This is a genomic window from Streptomyces sp. BK79, assembly GCF_044142145.1.
Taxonomy (GTDB): domain Bacteria; phylum Actinomycetota; class Actinomycetes; order Streptomycetales; family Streptomycetaceae; genus Streptomyces.
The window spans coordinates 139,836-156,391 of sequence record NZ_JBHVOC010000005.1 but is presented as its reverse complement, the minus strand read 5'-3'; the positions used below and the strand labels follow the sequence as shown (position 1 = coordinate 156,391).

General features: G+C 72.5%; 19 protein-coding genes. 7 read left to right on the top strand and 12 right to left on the bottom strand.

Annotated features, from left to right (window positions below):
• The first annotated feature begins 91 nt into the window (after positions 1-91).
• The gene (locus tag ACFIF2_RS07945; protein WP_395571809.1) at positions 92-1,237 is read left to right on the top strand and encodes a polyprenyl synthetase family protein; all 1,146 of its coding nucleotides are present in this window, start codon (positions 92-94) and stop codon (positions 1,235-1,237) included.
• A gap of 57 nt (positions 1,238-1,294) precedes the next feature.
• Here ACFIF2_RS07945 and ACFIF2_RS07940 read toward each other — a convergent pair whose 3' ends face one another.
• The 4 genes from ACFIF2_RS07940 to ACFIF2_RS07925 form a co-directional block, all read right to left on the bottom strand.
• Positions 1,295-2,035 carry a VOC family protein gene (locus ACFIF2_RS07940; protein WP_395571808.1) on the bottom strand — a complete coding sequence of 247 codons (741 nt, stop codon included), beginning with the start codon at positions 2,033-2,035 and terminating at the stop codon, positions 1,295-1,297.
• Between the two features lie 117 nt (positions 2,036-2,152).
• Entirely contained in the window at positions 2,153-2,602 is a 450-nt protein-coding gene (locus tag ACFIF2_RS07935; RefSeq protein ID WP_395571807.1) for a DUF2267 domain-containing protein, read from the bottom strand.
• Between the two features lie 139 nt (positions 2,603-2,741).
• Complete coding sequence (locus ACFIF2_RS07930) at positions 2,742-3,173, bottom strand: DUF2267 domain-containing protein (RefSeq protein WP_395571806.1); 432 nt, start codon at positions 3,171-3,173, stop codon at positions 2,742-2,744.
• 95 nt (positions 3,174-3,268) lie between these two features.
• Positions 3,269-3,706 (bottom strand): Hsp20/alpha crystallin family protein, encoded by a 438-nt coding sequence (locus tag ACFIF2_RS07925; RefSeq protein ID WP_395571950.1) that lies wholly within the window; start codon positions 3,704-3,706, stop codon positions 3,269-3,271.
• A 132-nt stretch (positions 3,707-3,838) separates the two neighbouring features.
• On the opposite strand from ACFIF2_RS07925, the gene ACFIF2_RS07920 reads away from it, so the two are divergent.
• The gene (locus ACFIF2_RS07920; protein ID WP_395571805.1) at positions 3,839-4,507 is read left to right on the top strand and encodes a type III effector protein; all 669 of its coding nucleotides are present in this window, start codon (positions 3,839-3,841) and stop codon (positions 4,505-4,507) included.
• 32 nt (positions 4,508-4,539) lie between these two features.
• On the opposite strand, the gene ACFIF2_RS07915 is transcribed toward ACFIF2_RS07920, so the two are convergent.
• Positions 4,540-4,872: an HGxxPAAW family protein gene (locus tag ACFIF2_RS07915; protein ID WP_395571804.1), complete on the bottom strand. Its 333-nt coding sequence runs from the start codon at positions 4,870-4,872 to the stop codon at positions 4,540-4,542.
• 117 nt (positions 4,873-4,989) lie between these two features.
• Here ACFIF2_RS07915 and ACFIF2_RS07910 point away from each other — a divergent pair, with 117 nt between their 5' ends.
• Both ACFIF2_RS07910 and ACFIF2_RS07905 read left to right on the top strand, forming a co-directional pair.
• A complete protein-coding gene (locus ACFIF2_RS07910; RefSeq protein WP_395571803.1) occupies positions 4,990-5,466 on the top strand; it encodes a MarR family winged helix-turn-helix transcriptional regulator in 477 nt (158 codons plus the stop codon).
• A gap of 165 nt (positions 5,467-5,631) precedes the next feature.
• The gene (locus ACFIF2_RS07905; RefSeq protein WP_395571802.1) at positions 5,632-6,609 is read left to right on the top strand and encodes a teichoic acid biosynthesis protein C; all 978 of its coding nucleotides are present in this window, start codon (positions 5,632-5,634) and stop codon (positions 6,607-6,609) included.
• Positions 6,610-6,652: 43 nt separating this feature from the next.
• On the opposite strand, the gene ACFIF2_RS07900 is transcribed toward ACFIF2_RS07905, so the two are convergent.
• Positions 6,653-8,074, bottom strand: coding sequence for a sugar porter family MFS transporter (locus tag ACFIF2_RS07900; protein WP_395571801.1), 1,422 nt, complete (start codon positions 8,072-8,074; stop codon positions 6,653-6,655).
• Positions 8,067-8,918 carry a phytanoyl-CoA dioxygenase family protein gene (locus tag ACFIF2_RS07895; RefSeq protein WP_395571800.1) on the bottom strand — a complete coding sequence of 284 codons (852 nt, stop codon included), beginning with the start codon at positions 8,916-8,918 and terminating at the stop codon, positions 8,067-8,069. The genes ACFIF2_RS07900 and ACFIF2_RS07895 overlap by 8 nt, the downstream gene beginning before the upstream one ends.
• 122 nt (positions 8,919-9,040) lie before the next feature.
• Between ACFIF2_RS07895 and ACFIF2_RS07890 the strand changes: the two genes are divergently transcribed.
• A complete protein-coding gene (locus tag ACFIF2_RS07890) occupies positions 9,041-10,075 on the top strand; it encodes a LacI family DNA-binding transcriptional regulator (protein WP_395571799.1) in 1,035 nt (344 codons plus the stop codon).
• A gap of 52 nt (positions 10,076-10,127) precedes the next feature.
• On the opposite strand, the gene ACFIF2_RS07885 is transcribed toward ACFIF2_RS07890, so the two are convergent.
• Positions 10,128-11,045, bottom strand: a complete 918-nt coding sequence (locus tag ACFIF2_RS07885; RefSeq protein WP_395571798.1) for an NADP-dependent oxidoreductase — start codon at positions 11,043-11,045, stop codon at positions 10,128-10,130.
• A 29-nt stretch (positions 11,046-11,074) separates the two neighbouring features.
• Positions 11,075-12,172, bottom strand: coding sequence for an alkene reductase (locus tag ACFIF2_RS07880; protein WP_395571797.1), 1,098 nt, complete (start codon positions 12,170-12,172; stop codon positions 11,075-11,077).
• 107 nt (positions 12,173-12,279) lie between these two features.
• Here ACFIF2_RS07880 and ACFIF2_RS07875 point away from each other — a divergent pair, with 107 nt between their 5' ends.
• Positions 12,280-12,741, top strand: a complete 462-nt coding sequence (locus ACFIF2_RS07875; protein ID WP_395571796.1) for a MarR family winged helix-turn-helix transcriptional regulator — start codon at positions 12,280-12,282, stop codon at positions 12,739-12,741.
• Between the two features lie 9 nt (positions 12,742-12,750).
• Here the strand turns inward: ACFIF2_RS07875 and map are convergent, their stop codons facing one another.
• The 3 genes from map to ACFIF2_RS07860 all read right to left on the bottom strand — a co-directional run bounded on the left by map (position 12,751) and on the right by ACFIF2_RS07860 (position 14,558).
• Positions 12,751-13,521 carry a type I methionyl aminopeptidase gene (gene map, locus ACFIF2_RS07870; protein WP_395571795.1) on the bottom strand — a complete coding sequence of 257 codons (771 nt, stop codon included), beginning with the start codon at positions 13,519-13,521 and terminating at the stop codon, positions 12,751-12,753.
• Between the two features lie 97 nt (positions 13,522-13,618).
• A complete protein-coding gene (locus ACFIF2_RS07865) occupies positions 13,619-14,200 on the bottom strand; it encodes a dihydrofolate reductase family protein (RefSeq protein ID WP_395571949.1) in 582 nt (193 codons plus the stop codon).
• 136 nt (positions 14,201-14,336) lie between these two features.
• A complete protein-coding gene (locus tag ACFIF2_RS07860) occupies positions 14,337-14,558 on the bottom strand; it encodes a hypothetical protein (RefSeq protein WP_395571794.1) in 222 nt (73 codons plus the stop codon).
• Between the two features lie 420 nt (positions 14,559-14,978).
• Here ACFIF2_RS07860 and ACFIF2_RS07855 point away from each other — a divergent pair, with 420 nt between their 5' ends.
• Positions 14,979-16,484 carry a SulP family inorganic anion transporter gene (locus ACFIF2_RS07855; protein WP_395571793.1) on the top strand — a complete coding sequence of 502 codons (1,506 nt, stop codon included), beginning with the start codon at positions 14,979-14,981 and terminating at the stop codon, positions 16,482-16,484.
• The last annotated feature ends 72 nt before the right edge of the window (positions 16,485-16,556 follow it).

The following is a 16,556-nucleotide window of genomic DNA, read 5'->3' as shown; positions in this document are numbered from 1 at the left end:
CCGCACACCGCACGCCGGTCGGCGCATCCGGGGAGGGGTACTCGGCCGAAGCACTGGTGTGCGGGTTACCGATGGTGAGAAGGGGTTGTGCATGCTGGGACTGCGGCCGACAGTGGCCGAAGCGGGCGGGCCCGTCGACGGCCCGCTCACGGCCCACGAGGCGGCCCGGGAGGCCGAGGCGGAGCTCCGGCGCGTCCTCGATGCGAGGTTGAGGCAGGCGAGCGGCACGGACCCGGTGTTCGCCCGTGACATCGCCGACCGTGTCGCGTCCTTGGTCCTGCGCGGCGGGAAGCGGCTGCGCACGGCGTTCGTCTGGTGCGGGTGGCGGGCCGCCGGAGGATCGGGGGACGCGACGGCGGTCCTGCGCACGGGTGCGGCCCTCGAACTCGTCCAGGGGTGTGCGCTCGTCCACGACGACGTGATGGACGGCTCGCCCCTGCGCAGGGGCGCACCCGCGGTGCACGTGGACCTCGCGCGTCTGCACGCGGAGGCCCGCATGACCGGCTCCTCCGAGGCGTTCGCCACCTCCGCGGCCGTCCTCGCCGGCGATCTGGCCCTGGCCTGGGCGGACGACCTGCTGACCGAGACGGCGCTGGGCTCGCCGCACGGCACGCGACTGCACCGTGAGTGGCAGGCGATGCGCGGCGAGATGGTCGCCGGTCAGTACCGGGACCTCCACGCGCAGGCCACCCGTGCGTCCGGCGTGGACGAGGCGGTCACCATCGCCACCCTCAAGAGTGCCCTGTACACGGTCGAGCGTCCGCTCGCGATGGGCGCGGTACTGGCCGGCTCCGACGCGACCGCCCTCGACGCGCTGCGCGCCGCCGGACGGTGCGCCGGCCTGGCTTTCCAGCTCCGCGACGACCTCCTCGGCGCCTTCGGCGATCCGGCGGTCACGGGCAAGCCGGCCGACGACGACCTGCGCACGCGCAAGCTCACGTACCTGCTCGCCGTCGGCTCCCGGCTGGCCGAGGCGTCCGGTGACCAGGACGCCCTGGACGTACTCGTCCCCGGGGCGCCCCCGTCCGTGTCCGGCGACACCGTGCGCCGCATGCGTGCGGCACTGGAACGTACGGGGGCGCGGGCCGCTGTCGAGTCCAGGATCACGCGGTTGGCCGAACGCAGCCTGCGGCACTTCGGCCGGGCCTGCACGGAGCCCTCCGTGCGGCGCGAGTTCGCGGCGCTGGTCGAGCGGGCGTCCACGGCCGCGCCGGAGGACACCGGGGATGCCGCGTGAGACCGGCGGTGACGGCGTGCCCCGGTCCGCCGGCGGAACAGCGGACGGGGCGAGGGCTCAGATGCCCCGGCCCAGGACGCAGAACTCGTTGCCCGCCGGGTCGGCCATGACGACCCAGGAGACGTCACCCTGGCCCACGTCGGCCCGGGTCGCGCCGAGGCCCTCCAGCCGGGCGACCTCGCTCGCCTGGTCCTCGACGGGGTCGGACATCACGTCGAGGTGGACGCGGTTCCACACGATCTCGTCGTCGGGCGTGCGGCGGAACTCCAGGTAGGGGCCGACGCCCTTGACCGAGCGCAGCAGCGCACGGTCGTCGGTCAGCTCGTGGACGGTCCAGTCGATCGCCTCGCCCCAGAAGCGGACCATGGCCCGTGGGTCGGCGCAGTCGACGACCACCGCGCCTATCGGCCCGGTGTCCCGGTAGAGCTCCCGCGGTTCCAGGACGCTGAACACGTTGCCCTCCGGGTCGGCCATCACCGTCCGCGGCACGTCGCCCCGGCCCTCTTCGACGAGCGACGCCCCGAGCTTCGTCAGGCGGGCGATCAGCTCCGTCCGATGCGTCTCGGACGTGGTGGCCAGCTCGATGTGGGCGCGGCACTTCACCGTCTCCGGGTCCGGGACGCGGACGAGGTCGACGCAGACGGCGGACGGGTCCGGCCAGTCGAAGCCCACGGGTTCCAGGTTGGTGACACCGGGCCCTTCGCTGGACAGACCCCAGCCGAGTGCCTCCGCCCAGAACCGGCCGAGCGCCGAGTCGTCCCGGGCCTTGAAGTTCACCTGAACAAGTTGCAGCGTCATGCCGCACACCTTAGGTGTTGCCCCTCGGGCGGGCAGGTGAATTCAGCGGCGCCCGCCGTACGTTCGGCGGTGTCCGGGCACGACGGACGGGCGTCCCTTTCACCGTTCCCGGCGCGGTCAGGCCGCCTGGGTGAGTTCCGCGCGGCCGAAGAGGATCGCGTAGCCGGAGGGGAGCCCGCCGAGGATGCGGTCGAGCAGGTCCGGTCCGGCGAGGCGGGCGACGACGCCCAGGACGGAACCGACGTCCCAGCGTGTGGTGGCCAGGGTGCCGCCGGTGCGCGCGGCGAGGTCTCTGACGAAGGACCAGCCGGTCATGGAGTCGGTCGCGGGAATCTGGGCGGCGAAGATCTGTGCCGCCTCGCGGGGCAGGCGGGCCGCGAGCTCGACGCGTTCCTCGCCGGTGACGCGACGGCCGAGGGCGGCGAGAACGGCGGTGACGACGACCTCGGCCCGCTCACGGGTGGGATAGGCGCCGTTGTAGCGGACCTGCTCCAGCATCTCGGCGAACGTCATGGCCGGCCGGGTGGTGCTCGTCGCCGCCGGGGCCTCAGTCGTCAGGGACTGCATCGGTGAAGGGTGCCTTTCTCACTCGTGGGATCTCGGTCGTGGGATCTCGGTCGTCGGATCTCGGTCGTCGGTGACTTGTTCGTTCGTCGGTATCTCGGTCCTCGGATCTCGTTGGGGTACGCCGGTCGTGGGGACGGGCTCAGTCGCCGGACGGCCGGACGGCCGCGCCCGAGGACGTGGCGTCCTGCGGCCGGCCGAAGAGCAGGTCGTAGCCGGGCGGGAGCTGGAGCAGGATCTGACGGGTCAGCGCCTCGCCCGCCGCGTCGGCGGTCACGCTGAACACGGCGCCGACGTCCCAGGCCGCGGTCTGTTCGGTGGCCCCCTCGATCCATGCCGCCGTGGCGCGTACGAACCGTTCGGCGGAGAGGGGTTCGGCCGCCTGGAGCGGGTTGAGCAGGATCAGGGCGAAGGTCTCCGGGAGCCGTGCGGCCAGCTCCGCGCGCACCTCGCCCACCAGGTGTGCCCCGAGGAGCGCCAGCACGGTGCGGGCGGCGCGGTCCGCCTCTGCCCGGGTCTCGTACTCGCCGCGTTCCTGGACCCGGTCGAGGAACGCGTCCCAGTGCATGGCCATCGGATCCTCCTTGCCCGGTGGTCGGGCCGGCGGGCGGAGGACGGGCACGGGGGAAGCCGGTCCGCCCTCCGTCACCGGGTGACTCCTCCTCGTCCTCAGCCGGAGATCTCCCTGCGTTCGGCGCCGCCGCCGATGGAGATCTTGCGCGGCTTGGCCCGCTCGGCGATCGGGACGCGCAGGGTGAGCACACCCGCGTCGTAGTCGGCACTGATGTGCTCGGTGTCGAGGGAGTCGGCCAGCATCACCTGGCGGGAGAAGACACCGAGAGGGCGCTCCGCCAGCTCCATCTGGATGTCGTCGCCCCTGGGGACCGGCCGGCGCTCGGCCTTGACCGTCAGCATGTTCCGTTCGACGTCGATGTCGATCGCGTCCGGGTCGACACCGGGCAGGTCGAGGGCGATCACGTACGCGTCGCCCTCCCGGTAGGCGTCCATGGGCATGGCCGAGGGCCGGGACCAGGTGCCGGACGTACTGCCGAACAACTGCTGCGTGAGCCGGTCGAACTCACGGAAGGGGTCGGTGCGCATCAGCATCGTGAACACCTCCAACTCGAGCGGATCGCTCATGCGCTGGTTCCTGTATTTCTTGTAGCATGTCATCGGAACGATGACAAGCAGGGCGTCATCGAATGGATGACAGCAGGACAGCACGGAGCGGAGGTGCTCATGACCGCAGAGCCGCAGGAGACCGGTACGCGGCCCTCGTCCTTCCTGGCCGCCCAGGCGGCGCTGGCGGCCATCGAGGAGGCCGTCCACACCGCGCAGACCCCGCGCCCCGCGGGGCAGCCCGGCGCCGAGGTCAGCTCCGACCAGGCGCTCGCCGCGCTGCTGCTCCTGCGCGAGGTGCGCGACCAGCTCGCGGGGTGGGAGACGGGCCTGATCGAGACGGCCCGCGAGGCCGGGGCGAGCTGGGCCGACCTCGCCCGCCCCCTCGGCGTCGCCAGCCGGCAGGCCGCGGAACGCCGGTATCTGCGTCTGCGCCCCGGGGCTCCCGGCACCACCGGCGAACAACGCGTGCAGGCCACCCGGGACCGTCGTGCCGCCGATCGCGCGGTCACCGCCTGGGCCCGGGGCAACGCCGCCGGCCTCCGGCAGCTCGCCGGTCAGATCGCGGCCCTCACCGGCCTCCCCGCAGAGGCGCGCACCCCCGTCGTACGGGCCCTGGGCCACGACGACGCCACCAACCTCCTGGCTCCGCTCGCCGAGGCCCGCGACCTCCTCCCGGCCGGCCACGCGGAGCTGGCCGCCCGTATCGACACCCTCACCCGTCGCGCGGACCAGCTCCGCGGGACAGGAAGGGACGAGGGCCGCCCGCCCGGGACTCCCGCCGACTGATCACCGGACCCCGGGCGGCGGGAGGGCCGCCCTCACCGCGTGCGGGCCGCCGCCGTGGCCGCCGCTCCACGCCGCCCGGCCAACCGGCAGCCGAGGCACCCGGGATGCCCGCTCCGCGCACCCAAGTCCCTTACCCGCCAAGCCCATTGATCCCTGGGCCGGCTCCCCGGCCCTTTGCCCCACCCGGCGAGGTGCAGGGTCCAGGTGACGACCAGGCCGGCCGCCCCGATCCCGGCCCCCGCGACGACGACCGGCCAGGAGGCCGTGCACACCCCCAGCCCCGCCAGAGCGGCCGCGACGGTACCGACGCCGAAACCCGTCCAACCCGCGAGAGTATGCCCCTCGTCATACTGATGAGCACTCACCACGACACCCCCATCGTCCCGCCACCCGTCGGCCGGCCCACCTCCGGGCCGCCCCCATCGTCTTAGATGCTAAGCGTTTTACATCAGAAAAACTCACGAACTAAGGAATCAGTCGCCATGCATGCCGCGTCGCGCCCGCCCGCCACCCCCGAGCAGGCACTGGCGGCGATGAACCACCTCGTCGCGACCCACCTGGTCGGCCAGCACCAGATCGCCCAGCAGGCAGGCCTCAACGTCACCGACCTCACCTGCTTCACGTTCGTCGTCGAGGCGGGTGACGACCTGCTCACCGCCGGCGACCTGGCGGCCCGCGCCCACATCACGACGGGCGCGGTGACCGGCGTCCTCAACCGCCTGGAACGCGCCGGCTACATCACCCGCCGCCCCGACCCGTCCGACCGCCGGCGGGTACGCGTGGCGGCCGAGCCGGCGGCCCTGGCCCGGGTGCGGGAGATCTACGAGCCGTACCACGCCCGGATGAACGCCCTCTTCGCCGACTACTCGGCGGAGGAAGTCGCCGTCCTCCACGACTGGTTCAGCCGCGCGAGCGCCTTGGCTGCCGCCTACCTGGAGGAGCACTGCGCCCCGGAGTGACACCAGGGGGATGAGGCCGCGCGCCCTCCCCCATGCCCGTCGGCCCCGCGCCGCCGGTCCGGGGCGGACCTGGCGGACCGGGCGGACCCGGCTGACCTGTCATGCTCAGCACCACCGCGCGGGATAGCATCACGTGTCCTTGCCCCCGTACCTCGGAGTCCCCCCATGAACCGCACTCCTGGCCGCCCCCTCTCCCGTCGCGGCTTGATACGGACCGGTGCCGGTGCCTCGCTCGCCGCCCTCGGGATCGGCGTCGGCGCCGGGGCCGCCTCCGCCGCGGTGGCCGCCACCAAGCGGTTCGATCTCACGCAGCCGTCGTACGACCTGTTCCGGTCGAAGGACACGCACGGTGCCCGGGTCCAGCAGAGCTTCGCCTTCGACTGGGTGAACAAGTTCCTGTTCGTGGCCACCAAGCGCAGCGGCAGCGCCGAGTCCGCCGGTGACCTGTGCATCAACAAGATGGACTTCGACGGGAACTACCTCTCGTACATGCACCTCGACGGCTTCGGCCACGGTGTCGCCTTCGCCGCGCTGCCCAGCGGTTCCGGCACCGAGCTGTGGATCGAGTGCGCCGCCAACACCAACGGGTACGGCACCGCGCTCGCCCCCATCCGGTACGCCGGCGGCACCACCATGGGCTCGCCGGCCGCCTCGGCCGCCTACCGTCCGATCTCCGGGGCCACCGAGTACACCTGCTCCGTCGACCCGGTCCACCAGCGCATGATCGTGCGCTACCACACCAGCGGCGGCAAGCGCATCGCCGTGTTCCCCCTCTCCGCCTTCACGACGCGCGACTTCGGCTCGCCCCTGGTCGACTTCAAGCAGCCGTCGATCCCCGGCACCCCGCAGGGCTACACGCTCTACGGGTCGTACATGTACTTCCTGACGGGCGACGCGTACCCGGGCGACGGCACCCCCACCGGCGACGGCAACTCCTACGTCACCAGCGTCGACATCAACACGGGCACCGTGAAGCAGGGTCCCGTCCTCACCAAGGCCGGTTCGACCCTCCACCACCGCGAGCCCGAGGGCCTGGCGATCTACCGCACCGACGGCGGCGAGGCCCGCCTCTTCATCGGTTTCGCCACGGGAGTGGAGGGCGACCGGCGCTCCAGCATCTTCTACAAGAACGCGCTGGTCTGAGCACTCGGCCCGAGGCCGGGCACGGGCGCTCCCCGCCCCGCCGTCACGTCCGCCCGAGTTCCTCGCGGAACGATCCGCCACGCTGCAACGCGCGCTCGATGCTCTCCAGCGACTTCCCCCGGGTCTCCGGCACCTTCGCCGCGACGAAGGCGATGCACGCGAGGTTCATCAGCGCGTAGCAGAGGAACGTGCCGGAGCGGCCGATGGCCTGGATGGCGGTCAGGGCGGTCACCGCGATCAGCAGGTCGACGCCCCACAGCGTGACGGTGGCCAGACTGGTGGCCGGGCCGCGCACGCTCAGCGGCACGATCTCCGGGCCGATCAGCCAGACCACCGCCTGTATCCCGATGCCGTTGAAGAGGATGTACGCGAACAGGGCCACGATCACCGTCCAGCGCTGCGCCGCCGAACCCTCCGGACCGAGGAAGGCCAGCGCCATGACCACCATGGCGAGACCGGAGCCCGGCAGGAACCACAGCATCGTCCGGCGGCGGCCGACGCGGTCCACGGCGATGGCCCCGACCACTCCGGCCACCACCAGCATCACGCCGATGCCCACCCCGGTCAGCAGGGCCGCCGAGTCGCCGAATCCCGCGTCGACGAGAATCGTCGGTGCGTAGTAGACGACGGCGTTGATACCGGTGAGCTGGGAGAAGGCGGCGATGCCGACGGCGATCAGCAGGGCGGGGCGCATCCAGCGCTGCCGCAGGTCGCGCCAGCCGCCGGCGGGAGTGGCGGCGGCGACCTCGGTGATCTCGTCGATCTCCCGGCGGACGTCCGTGCCGGCCGGCCGGAGCCGGGCCAGTACCGTCACGGCCTCCTCCCGGCGGCCCCGCTCGACGAGCCAGCGCGGGCTCTCGGGCAGGAACAGCATGCCGACGCCCAGGACCACGGCGGGCAGGACCGCCAGGGCGAACATGGTGCGCCAGCCGCCGCTGCCCGACAGCGCCCAGCCGCACAGGTAGGCGATGAGCTGGCCGCAGGCGACCATCAGCTGGAACAGCACCATGAGCCGGCCGCGGATCGCGGCGGGGGCGGCCTCCGCGATGTAGACGGGCACCATGTTGGAGGCGCCGCCGACGGCCAGTCCGAGCACGAAGCGCGCGGCGACGAGGCTGCCCACGCCGGGTGCCGCGGCGGCCGCCGCGGCCCCGAGGGCGAAGACGACCGCGACGCCGATGACGACCTTGCGGCGTCCGTGCCGCACGGCCAGCCGCCCCGCGAGCAGCGCGCCGGCCATCGCGCCGAGCAGGATCACGCTGACCACGATCTCCTGCTGCCGGGACGACAGGTCCAGGTCCTCGCGCAGGTGCAGCAGGGCGCCGGAGATGATGCCGGTGTCGTAGCCGAAGAGCAGGCCGCCCAGGGCGGACACGGCCGCGACCGCGTACACCATGGCCGGCGCCTTGTGCCGGTCTCCGACGGGCGCCCCGGCGCGTCCGGGCGCCTCGGTCAGCTCAGGCATCGCCCATGACCAGACCCTCGATGGTGTGCTTCTGCGTGATCGGCTTCAGCTCGTCGACGATCGGGCAGTCCAGGTGCCGCCGGACCCGCTCGGGCAGGGACTCCCAGTAGGCGCGGGTCACCGCCGTGTCGTGCCGGTCGCCGTTGGTGGCCTCGGGACCGTCGACGCCGAGGACCAGGACGGGCCGGGACTTGGCGGAGTTGTTCTTGGTGCCGCGGTGGATGGTCAGTGCCGTACGGGCCGAGATGTCGCCCCGCTTCGGGTACTTGCGCACGGCCCGCTCCTCGTAGCGCGGGTAGTGCGGCCGGGGCGGGAACATGCCGTGGCCGAACTCCGGGCTGTCGTCCCACTGGGTGCCCGGCGCGATCTCGAAGGGGCCCATGTCCTCCTCCGTGTCGACGGCGGTGACGTTGAACGCCAGCGAGGTCAGCCGGCGCTCGGCGCGGGTCTCCTCCGGCATGGGGAAGTCCCGGTGCCAGGGCTGGTTGACGGCGCCCTCGAGCGGCACGTCGAAGCCCAGCTCGACGATGCGGTAGTCCGGGCCGAGCACGGCGGCGCAGACGGAGCGCACCCAGGGATGGTCGACGAGGTCGACGAAGCCGCGCAGCTGCTCGGGGTGGATCTCCACGTAGTAGCGGTGCGGCCCGCGTCCGACGGCGCCACCGGGCCGTGCCAGCGCCTCCTGGAAGGCCACGTCGATGTCCTCGCGGAGCCGGTCGGCCCAGTCGGGAGTGAAGGCACCCTTGCGGGCGGTGATGCCGTCCGAGTACAGGGCCTCGACGTCGGACGTCACGTCCACGTCGAGGTCGGCCGTGGTGACGCCGGGGCGGGCGTGCGGACTCATGGGTGCCTCCTTGCACGTGCAGCTGAACTGTCCGGGACATGTTGCATCGTTGAATTCAACGTTGCAATACCTTTCGGAGGGGATCTTCACCGGCCCCGCGGGCGGCATGCCACGATGTGCGGGTGAGCAGCAGCCTGAAAGACGTAGCCGCCCGCGCCGGGGTCTCGGCGCGCACCGTGTCGAACGTGGTCAACGGCTCTGCCCGGGTCTCCGAGCCCACCCGGCAGCGGGTCCAGGAGGCGATCGACGAGCTCGGGTACCGCCCCAACCTCGCCGCCCGCAGCCTGCGGGCGGGCCGTACCGGCGTCATCGGACTGGCCGTCCCCGAGCTGCACTCGCCCTACTTCGGCGAACTCGCCGGCCTCCTGGTCGACGAGGCCCGGCGCCGCTCCTGGACGGTGGTCATCGACCAGACGCACGGCGACGCGGAAGCGGAACGGCGGCTGCTGACCGGCGACGCCGGCCGGGCCATGGACGGTCTCATCATCAGCCCGTGGGCACTGGAGGCGCAGGAGGTGGCGGCGACCGCTCGTCCGCTGCCCGTGGTGCTGCTCGGTGAGCGCAGCCCCCAGGGTCTGGCGGACCGGGTGGCGGTGGACAACGTGGCCGCCGCGGACGAGGCGACCACCCACCTCCTGGCACTCGGGCGTCGCCGCGTCGCCGCCATCGGGCTGCAGCCGCACCTGCACAACGGCACGGCGGAGCAGCGCGCCGAGGGCTACCGCAGGGCCCTGCTCCGGGCGGGGGTCACGCCGAGGCCGCGGTGGGAGCGCCCGGTCACCGCGCTGCACCGGCAGGACGGTGCCCGGGCCATGGCCGAACTGCTCGACGGGGACGACGGGGACCGCCCGGACGCCGTGTTCGCCTTCACGGACGAACTGGCCCTGGGAGCCCTGCACATGGCCCACACGCGGGGTGTGCGGGTACCCGAGGATCTCGCGCTGGTCGGCTTCGACGACATCGACGACGGCCGCTTCAGCCATCCGTCGCTGACCACCGTCTCCCCCGACAAGCGCCAGATCGCCGAACGTGCCCTGCAGTGCCTGGCCGACCGGATCTACAGCCCGGAGAACGACGTACCCGCCTCGGACCTGACGATCCCGCACCGGCTGGTCGTGCGCGGCAGCACCGCAGCCGGGCCGCCCGCGAAGTACTGAGGCCCCGTCAGCAGCGGCCGCCCCGGCCCTGTGCGAGCCGGGGCGGCCGCGGTCATGACGGTGCCCCGGTGACGGTGAGCTTCCCGCGCAGGTGTCCCGCCTGGCTGCGGGCCAGCGCACGGTCGAGTTCCTCGAAGGGGTGGACCGCGTCGATCGCGACGGTGAACGTGCCCCCGGCCACCTGGTTCAGGACCGTGCCGACGGTGTCGGCCGTGAGCTGCGTCGGATCGCCGGCCGCGACGACGGCACCGCGGGCGCCGGCCGCGAAGTCGACGATCGTCACGACGCGGTCGGGGCGGATCAGCCCGTCCACGCGGGTGACGAAGTCCCGGCCAGCGGTGTCGACCGCGCCGTCGATGCCGTCCGGGGCGGCGGCGCGCAGGGCGTCCGGCATCGTGGGGCCGTAGTCGGCCGGTACGGCGCCCAGGCCGCGCAGGTAGGCGTGGTTGGCCTCGCTCGCCGTACCGACGACGCGGTGTCCGGCGGCGACCAGGAGCTGGGTCACGGCGCTGCCGACGGCTCCGGCGGCGCCGTTGACGGCGATGGTCGATGCGGGGGCGGGGCCGAGGAGGCCGATGACCCGCTGGGCGGTCTCGGCCGAGGTGACGACGGCCGCGGCGAGCCGGAGGCCGAGCCCGGCCGGTACCTTCGTGACGCGCCGGCGGCGGGTGACCGCGACGGCGGCGAAGGCTCCCGAGTCGGCGAAGCCCGCCACCCGGTCGCCGGGCGCCAGGTCGTCGACGCCGTCGCCGACCTCCAGGACGGTCCCGGCGATGTCGGTGCCGATGACGGCGGGCAGCCGCAGCGGGATCATCTCGGCGAGGTGGCCGTCGCGGAGCTTCCAGTCGAGCGGGTTGACCGCGATGTGCTCGACACGGACCTTGACCTGGCCCGGTCCCACCTCCGGCTCGGGCACGTCGGTGAGGGTCAGACCCGTGGGCCCGTAGGCGTTCAGAGCGTAGGCACGCATGTTCGTGTTCCTTTCGGCGCGGAGGTCGGTCAGAGCACCGGCGGGGTGCCGTCGAGGGTCGGGTAGTCGGTGTAGCCCCGGTGGTCGCCGCCGTAGGCCCGGCTCAGGTCGGGCTCGGCGAGCTCGGCGCCGGCCGCGAGGCGGGCGACGAGGTCCGGGTTGGAGATGTACAGCCGGCCGAAGGAGACGGCGTCGGCCTTCCCGCTGCCGACCAGACCGAGCCGGCCCTGCTGTCCGGCGCCGTCGGCGTCGGCGTCGGCGGGGTTGAGGATGAACGTGCCGGACCAGGCGGCCCGCAGGGCCGGGGTCAGGGAGGGGTCGCCGGCCTCGACGAGGTGCAGGTAGGCCAGGTCGAGCCGGTCGAGTGCGGCGACCAGCAGGGGGTACAGCGTGGCGTGGTCGTCCTCGGCGGTGTCTCCGAGGCCGTTGGCCGGGGAGAGCCGGATGCCCGTACGGCCGGAACCGATGGCCGCCGCGACGGCCCTGGTGACCTCCAGGGTGAAGCGGGCGCGGTTCTCGGGGGAGCCGCCCCAGCGGTCGGTGCGCCGGTTGGCGTTGGTGGCCAGGAACTGGTGGAGCAGGTAGCCGTTGGCGCCGTGGACCTCTACGCCGTCGAACCCGGCGGCGACGGCGTGGCGCGCCGCGCTCGCGAAGTCGGCGACGGTACGGGCGATCTGCTCCTCGGTCAGCTCGTCGGGTACGACGTGCTCCCGCGGTCCGGTCGGCGTGAAGATCTGGCCGGCCGCCTTGACGGGCGACGGCCCGACCGGGGTGAGCGCTCCGTGCCCGACGGCCTCCGTGGTGCTCGGGTGGCCGATGCGGCCGGTGTGCATGAGCTGGGCGACGATCGTTCCGCCGGCCGCGTGCACGGCGTCGGTCACCGGCCGCCACGCGGCGACCTGCTCGGCGGAGTGCAGGCCGGGCGTGAACGGGTAGCCCTGGCCGATCACGGAGGGCTGGACGCCCTCGGTGACGATCAGTCCGGCGGTCGCGCGCTGGGCGTAGTAGGCGGCGGTGCCGGCCGTGGGCAGCGTGCCGTCGGCGCGGCTGCGCGTCATCGGCGCCATCACGATGCGGTTGCGCAGCTTCAGGTCGCCGGCGGCCAGGGGCTCGAACGCAGTGGACATGGGGTCCTCCTCCTGAGGATCAGCACGATCAGACAGTTAGCCGAACAACTAAATCCTCGGAGTTCATTCCTTGGCCGGACAACTTTTTTTCCGGGTACGCTCGCGGCATGCGGAAACACTCGACGGAGCAGGTCGCCCCCCTGGGAGCGGGACCGGTCAGCCACGCGATCTTCCGGGTGGCCCGGCTGCACAAGGCGCTCGCGGGCAGGCTGCTGCGGGAGAGCGGACTGCACCCGGGGCAGGAACTGGTGCTGATGGTCCTGTGGGACCACGGGCCGCAGCGGCAGGTGGACCTGGTCGAGGCGGTGGAGTCGGACGCGCCGACGATGGCGCGCAGCATTTCCCGGCTGGAGAAGGCGGGACTCGTCCGCCGCAGCCCGTCACCCACGGACGGGCGCGCGGTGATCGTCGAGGCGACGGAGGCCGGCCTGGCGCTGCGCGAGAAGGTGGACGGCGCGTGGGCGGAACTGGAGCGCCTGACCACCGCGGGTCTCGGCGCGGCCCAGCAGGACGAGATCCTGGCGGCCCTCGGCCTGCTGGAGACGGTACTGACGGACGCGGGTCGCTGACCCGCACGGTCAGTTGGGCAAGGTGAGGATGTCGGCTCCGTCGTCCGTGATGGCGATGGTGTGCTCACTGTGCGCCGTACGGCAGCCCGTCGCACTGCGAAGCGTCCACCCGTCGGCATCTGTGACGAGTTCGGCGGTGTCCTCCATCACCCACGGCTCCAGCGCCAGCAGCAGTCCGGGGCGCAGCTTGTATCCGCGGCCCGGCCGCCCGGTGTTCGGAACGTGCGGGTCCTGGTGCATCGTCGACCCGATGCCATGCCCCCCGAACTCGGTGTTGATCCGGTACCCCTCCTCCCGGAGGACCGTCCCGATGGCGTGCGAGACGTCACCGATGCGCGCCCCCGGACCGGCGGCGGCGATGCCCGCGGCCAGCGCGCGCTCCGTCGCGGCGATCATCGCGAGGCTCGCCGGGGGCCGCGCGTCGCCCACGACGAAGCTGATCGCCGCGTCCGCGGCGACCCCGCCCCGGGAGACCGCGAGGTCGAGCGTCAGCAGATCGCCGTCGGCGAGCGTGTAGTCGTACGGCCGCCCGTGGAGCACCGCGTCGTTGACGGCCGTGCAGACGTAGTGACCGAACGGCCCGCGCCCGAAGGACGGTTCGTAGTCGACGTAACAGGAGGTGGCGCCCGCTTCGACGATCATGGCCTTGGCCCACCGGTCGAGGTCCAGGAGGTTCACGCCGACCGCGCTGCGGCCCTTCAGGGCCTGGAGGATGTCGGCGACGAGCGCACCCGTGCCCCTGGCTCGGCTCAGCAGGGTGGGGTTCAGGATCTCGATCATGCGGCGCCCTTCTCACGCAACCAATTACAATACCGTTACTACTATACCGGTTAGGTGCGTGGCGGTCCGCTCGGTCACGGCCGGTCGCCGGAGGGGCTCAGGCGTGCAGAGTGGGCCGGTAGACGAGTTCCTGGGTACGGCCGTCGAGTGTCCGGTGCTCGATCAGTTCGAGGTCGAAGTCGGCCGCGCCTTGGAAGACCGGGTCCTGTCCGGTCCGGCCGGTGATCACGGGGAACAGCGTCACCTGGACGCGGTCAACCAGGCCGGCGGCCATCAGCGCGCGGTTCATCGACAGACTGCCGTGCGAGCGCAACGGGACCGGCGACTCCTCCTTGAGCCGGGCGACCACATCGACGGCGTCCCCGCTGACGACGGTCGCGTCCGGCCAGTCGAGGGGTGCTTCCAGCGTGGTCGACACCACCGTGGCCGGCAGGCTCCGCATCCGGGTGACCCAGGGGTCACGCACGTCGTCGGACTCCTCGGTGCTGGTGGCCAGCATCCGCGCGAACGCCCGGTACGTACGGGCTCCCAGGACCATGCGCTGCTCCTCGCCGTACAGGGCGAGCCGGTGGTCGAGCAGCTCCGGGCCCTGCTTGCCCCAGTAGCCGGTCCAGTCGCCGCCGGCGGCGCCGAAGCCGTCGAGGCTGGAGAACACGTCGAACGTGTAGGTGGCGGCCATGATGCTCTCCTCGCGTGCGGATGATCGCGTGATCGCGTCCTGTCCGTACAGACCGGCGATCGCGCCGGAACTCATCGCTCCGGACGCCTGGTGCGCTCACCTCGCGCGGCTACGTCTGCTACGTCCGCCACGTCTGCTACGTCTGGACGTCGTCCGCCGCCGTCGGCAACGGCCGGTTCCCCTCCGACCAGTGATTCGTCCAGCCACAGACGCCACAGGCGTAGCGGCCGTTCACGCCCGCGATCTCCGTCCCGCACTGGCCGCACTGGGTGTTCGTGATCTGCTGCCCGTCGAGGAACGCGACCGGCTCCGCGGACGGCTCCGGGCAGGGTGACTGGTCCTGTCGTTTCCCGCTCACGCGCCGACCCTACGTCGGCTCCGCGGCCCCCGGGAGGCGGTCGGGAAGCCTGCGTGTGCTCGCCCCGGGTAGAGTTGCCGCGCGGCCGACGCCGCTCCCGACGAGACATGGCGACGCAGGAGAGACACGTGCGCGATTCCGTGGTGGCCGACGCGGCCGCCTGTCCGCCGTGACCCCGCGTCCCTGACCGGAACCCGGCGCGCACGCTCACGTCCCCCGGCTCCGTCGTCGGCCCGCGGCCCGTGACCGGGCGGGCCGGTCGCGGAACGCCGGACCGGGCCTTCCGCTCCGCTTTCTCCGCCCCGTCTCTCCGCTTCCGCTTCTCCGCCCGTCTCTCCGCTCCCGCTTCTCCGCTCCGTCCTTCCGCGCGCCCCGGTGCTGTCCGAGGGGTGTGCCCGAGCACGACAGGTTGCTGTTCCGTTGTCCTCTTCCGTTCTTTCTCCTGCCGCGCGGCTGCGTGCCCTCGAGCCCGGGTGGCTGCGGGATCCGAAGGTCTGGCGCACCGAGATCCTGGCCGGCCTGGTCGTCGCCCTCGCCCTGATCCCCGAGGCGATCTCCTTCTCGATCATCGCCGGGGTCGATCCGGCGATCGGCTTGTTCGCCTCGTTCACGATGGCCGTGACCATCTCCGTCGTCGGCGGCCGCCGTGCGATGATCTCCGCCGCCACCGGCGCCGTCGCGCTCGTCATCGCCCCCGTGAACCGCGAGCACGGCCTGAGCTACCTGATCGCCACCGTCATCCTCGCCGGCGTCTTCCAGATCGTCCTGGGCGCGCTCGGCGTGGCCAGGCTGATGCGGTTCGTGCCCCGGTCGGTGATGACGGGCTTCGTCAACGCCCTCGCACTCATGATCTTCATGGCGCAGGTGCCGGAGATGCGCGACGTCCCGTGGGCGGTCTACCCCCTGATCGTCGGCGGCCTGGCCCTGATGGTGTTCTTCCCGAAGGTCACCAAGGTGGTTCCCGCACCGCTGGTCGCCATCGTCGTCCTGACCGTCATCACCGTCGCCGCCGGGATCGCCGTGCCCACCGTCGGCGACAAGGGTGAGCTGCCGTCGACCCTGCCCGTGCCGGGGCTGCCGGACGTGCCCTTCACGCTGGACACGCTCGCCACCATCGCCCCCTACGCCCTCGCGATGGCACTGGTCGGCCTGATGGAGTCCCTGATGACGGCCCGACTGGTCGACGACATCACCGACACCCCCTCCTCCAAGACCCGCGAGTCCGTCGGGCAGGGCATCGCCAACATCGTCACGGGCTTCCTCGGCGGCATGGGCGGCTGCGCCATGATCGGCCAGACCATGATCAACGTGAAGGTGTCGGGCGCCCGCACCCGCGTCTCGACCTTCCTGGCCGGAGCCTTCCTGATGGTGCTGTGCATCGTCTTCGGCCCCGTCGTCTCGGACATTCCCATGGCCGCGCTGGTCGCCGTCATGGTCATGGTCGCCGTCGGTACGTTCGACTGGCACTCCGTCGCGCCGAAGACCCTCAGGCGCCTGCCGGCCGGGGAGACAGCGGTCATGGTCGTCACCGTGGTCGTCGTGGTCGCCACCGAGAACCTGGCCATCGGCGTGGTCGTCGGCACCGTCACCGCGATGGCCGTCTTCGCCCGGCGCGTCGCCCACCTCGCCGACGTCACCGCCGTCACCGACCCCGACCGCACGACCGTGGTCTACCGGGTCACGGGCGAGTTGTTCTTCGCCTCGTCCAACGACCTCGTCGGTCAGTTCGACTACGCCGGCGATCCCGGCAAGGTCGTCATCGACCTGTCCGCCGCCCGCGTCTGGGACGCCTCCTCCGTCGCCGCGCTGGACGCCGTCGAGACGAAGTACGCCCTGCGCGGCAAGACCGTCGAGATCACCGGCCTCGACCAGCCCAGCGCCCAGCTCCACGGCAGGCTCAGCGGCGAACTGTCGGCCGGTCACTGAGGGTTCCGGCACCCGACGCGACCAGCGTGGCGGTCGGCGCACCCGGAGGCCTTAGGCTGACGCTGCGTCCCG

Bases quoted from the DNA above. Each gene is read 5' to 3' on its own strand.
- ACFIF2_RS07910 (WP_395571803.1), top strand. From the start codon at position 4,990: ATGCATGCCGCGTCGCGCCCGCCCGCCACCCCCGAGCAGGCACTGGCG.
- ACFIF2_RS07935 (WP_395571807.1), bottom strand. From the start codon at position 2,602: ATGCAGTCCCTGACGACTGAGGCCCCGGCGGCGACGAGCACCACCCGG.
- ACFIF2_RS07930 (WP_395571806.1), bottom strand. From the start codon at position 3,173: ATGGCCATGCACTGGGACGCGTTCCTCGACCGGGTCCAGGAACGCGGC.
- ACFIF2_RS07920 (WP_395571805.1), top strand. From the start codon at position 3,839: ATGACCGCAGAGCCGCAGGAGACCGGTACGCGGCCCTCGTCCTTCCTG.
- map (WP_395571795.1), bottom strand. From the start codon at position 13,521: ATGATCGAGATCCTGAACCCCACCCTGCTGAGCCGAGCCAGGGGCACG.
- ACFIF2_RS07880 (WP_395571797.1), bottom strand. From the start codon at position 12,172: ATGTCCACTGCGTTCGAGCCCCTGGCCGCCGGCGACCTGAAGCTGCGC.
- ACFIF2_RS07940 (WP_395571808.1), bottom strand. From the start codon at position 2,035: ATGACGCTGCAACTTGTTCAGGTGAACTTCAAGGCCCGGGACGACTCG.
- ACFIF2_RS07865 (WP_395571949.1), bottom strand. From the start codon at position 14,200: ATGGCCGCCACCTACACGTTCGACGTGTTCTCCAGCCTCGACGGCTTC.
- ACFIF2_RS07925 (WP_395571950.1), bottom strand. From the start codon at position 3,706: ATGCTGATGCGCACCGACCCCTTCCGTGAGTTCGACCGGCTCACGCAG.
- ACFIF2_RS07895 (WP_395571800.1), bottom strand. From the start codon at position 8,918: ATGAGTCCGCACGCCCGCCCCGGCGTCACCACGGCCGACCTCGACGTG.
- ACFIF2_RS07905 (WP_395571802.1), top strand. From the start codon at position 5,632: ATGAACCGCACTCCTGGCCGCCCCCTCTCCCGTCGCGGCTTGATACGG.
- ACFIF2_RS07885 (WP_395571798.1), bottom strand. From the start codon at position 11,045: ATGCGTGCCTACGCTCTGAACGCCTACGGGCCCACGGGTCTGACCCTC.
- ACFIF2_RS07875 (WP_395571796.1), top strand. From the start codon at position 12,280: ATGCGGAAACACTCGACGGAGCAGGTCGCCCCCCTGGGAGCGGGACCG.
- ACFIF2_RS07900 (WP_395571801.1), bottom strand. From the start codon at position 8,074: ATGCCTGAGCTGACCGAGGCGCCCGGACGCGCCGGGGCGCCCGTCGGA.
- ACFIF2_RS07945 (WP_395571809.1), top strand. From the start codon at position 92: ATGCTGGGACTGCGGCCGACAGTGGCCGAAGCGGGCGGGCCCGTCGAC.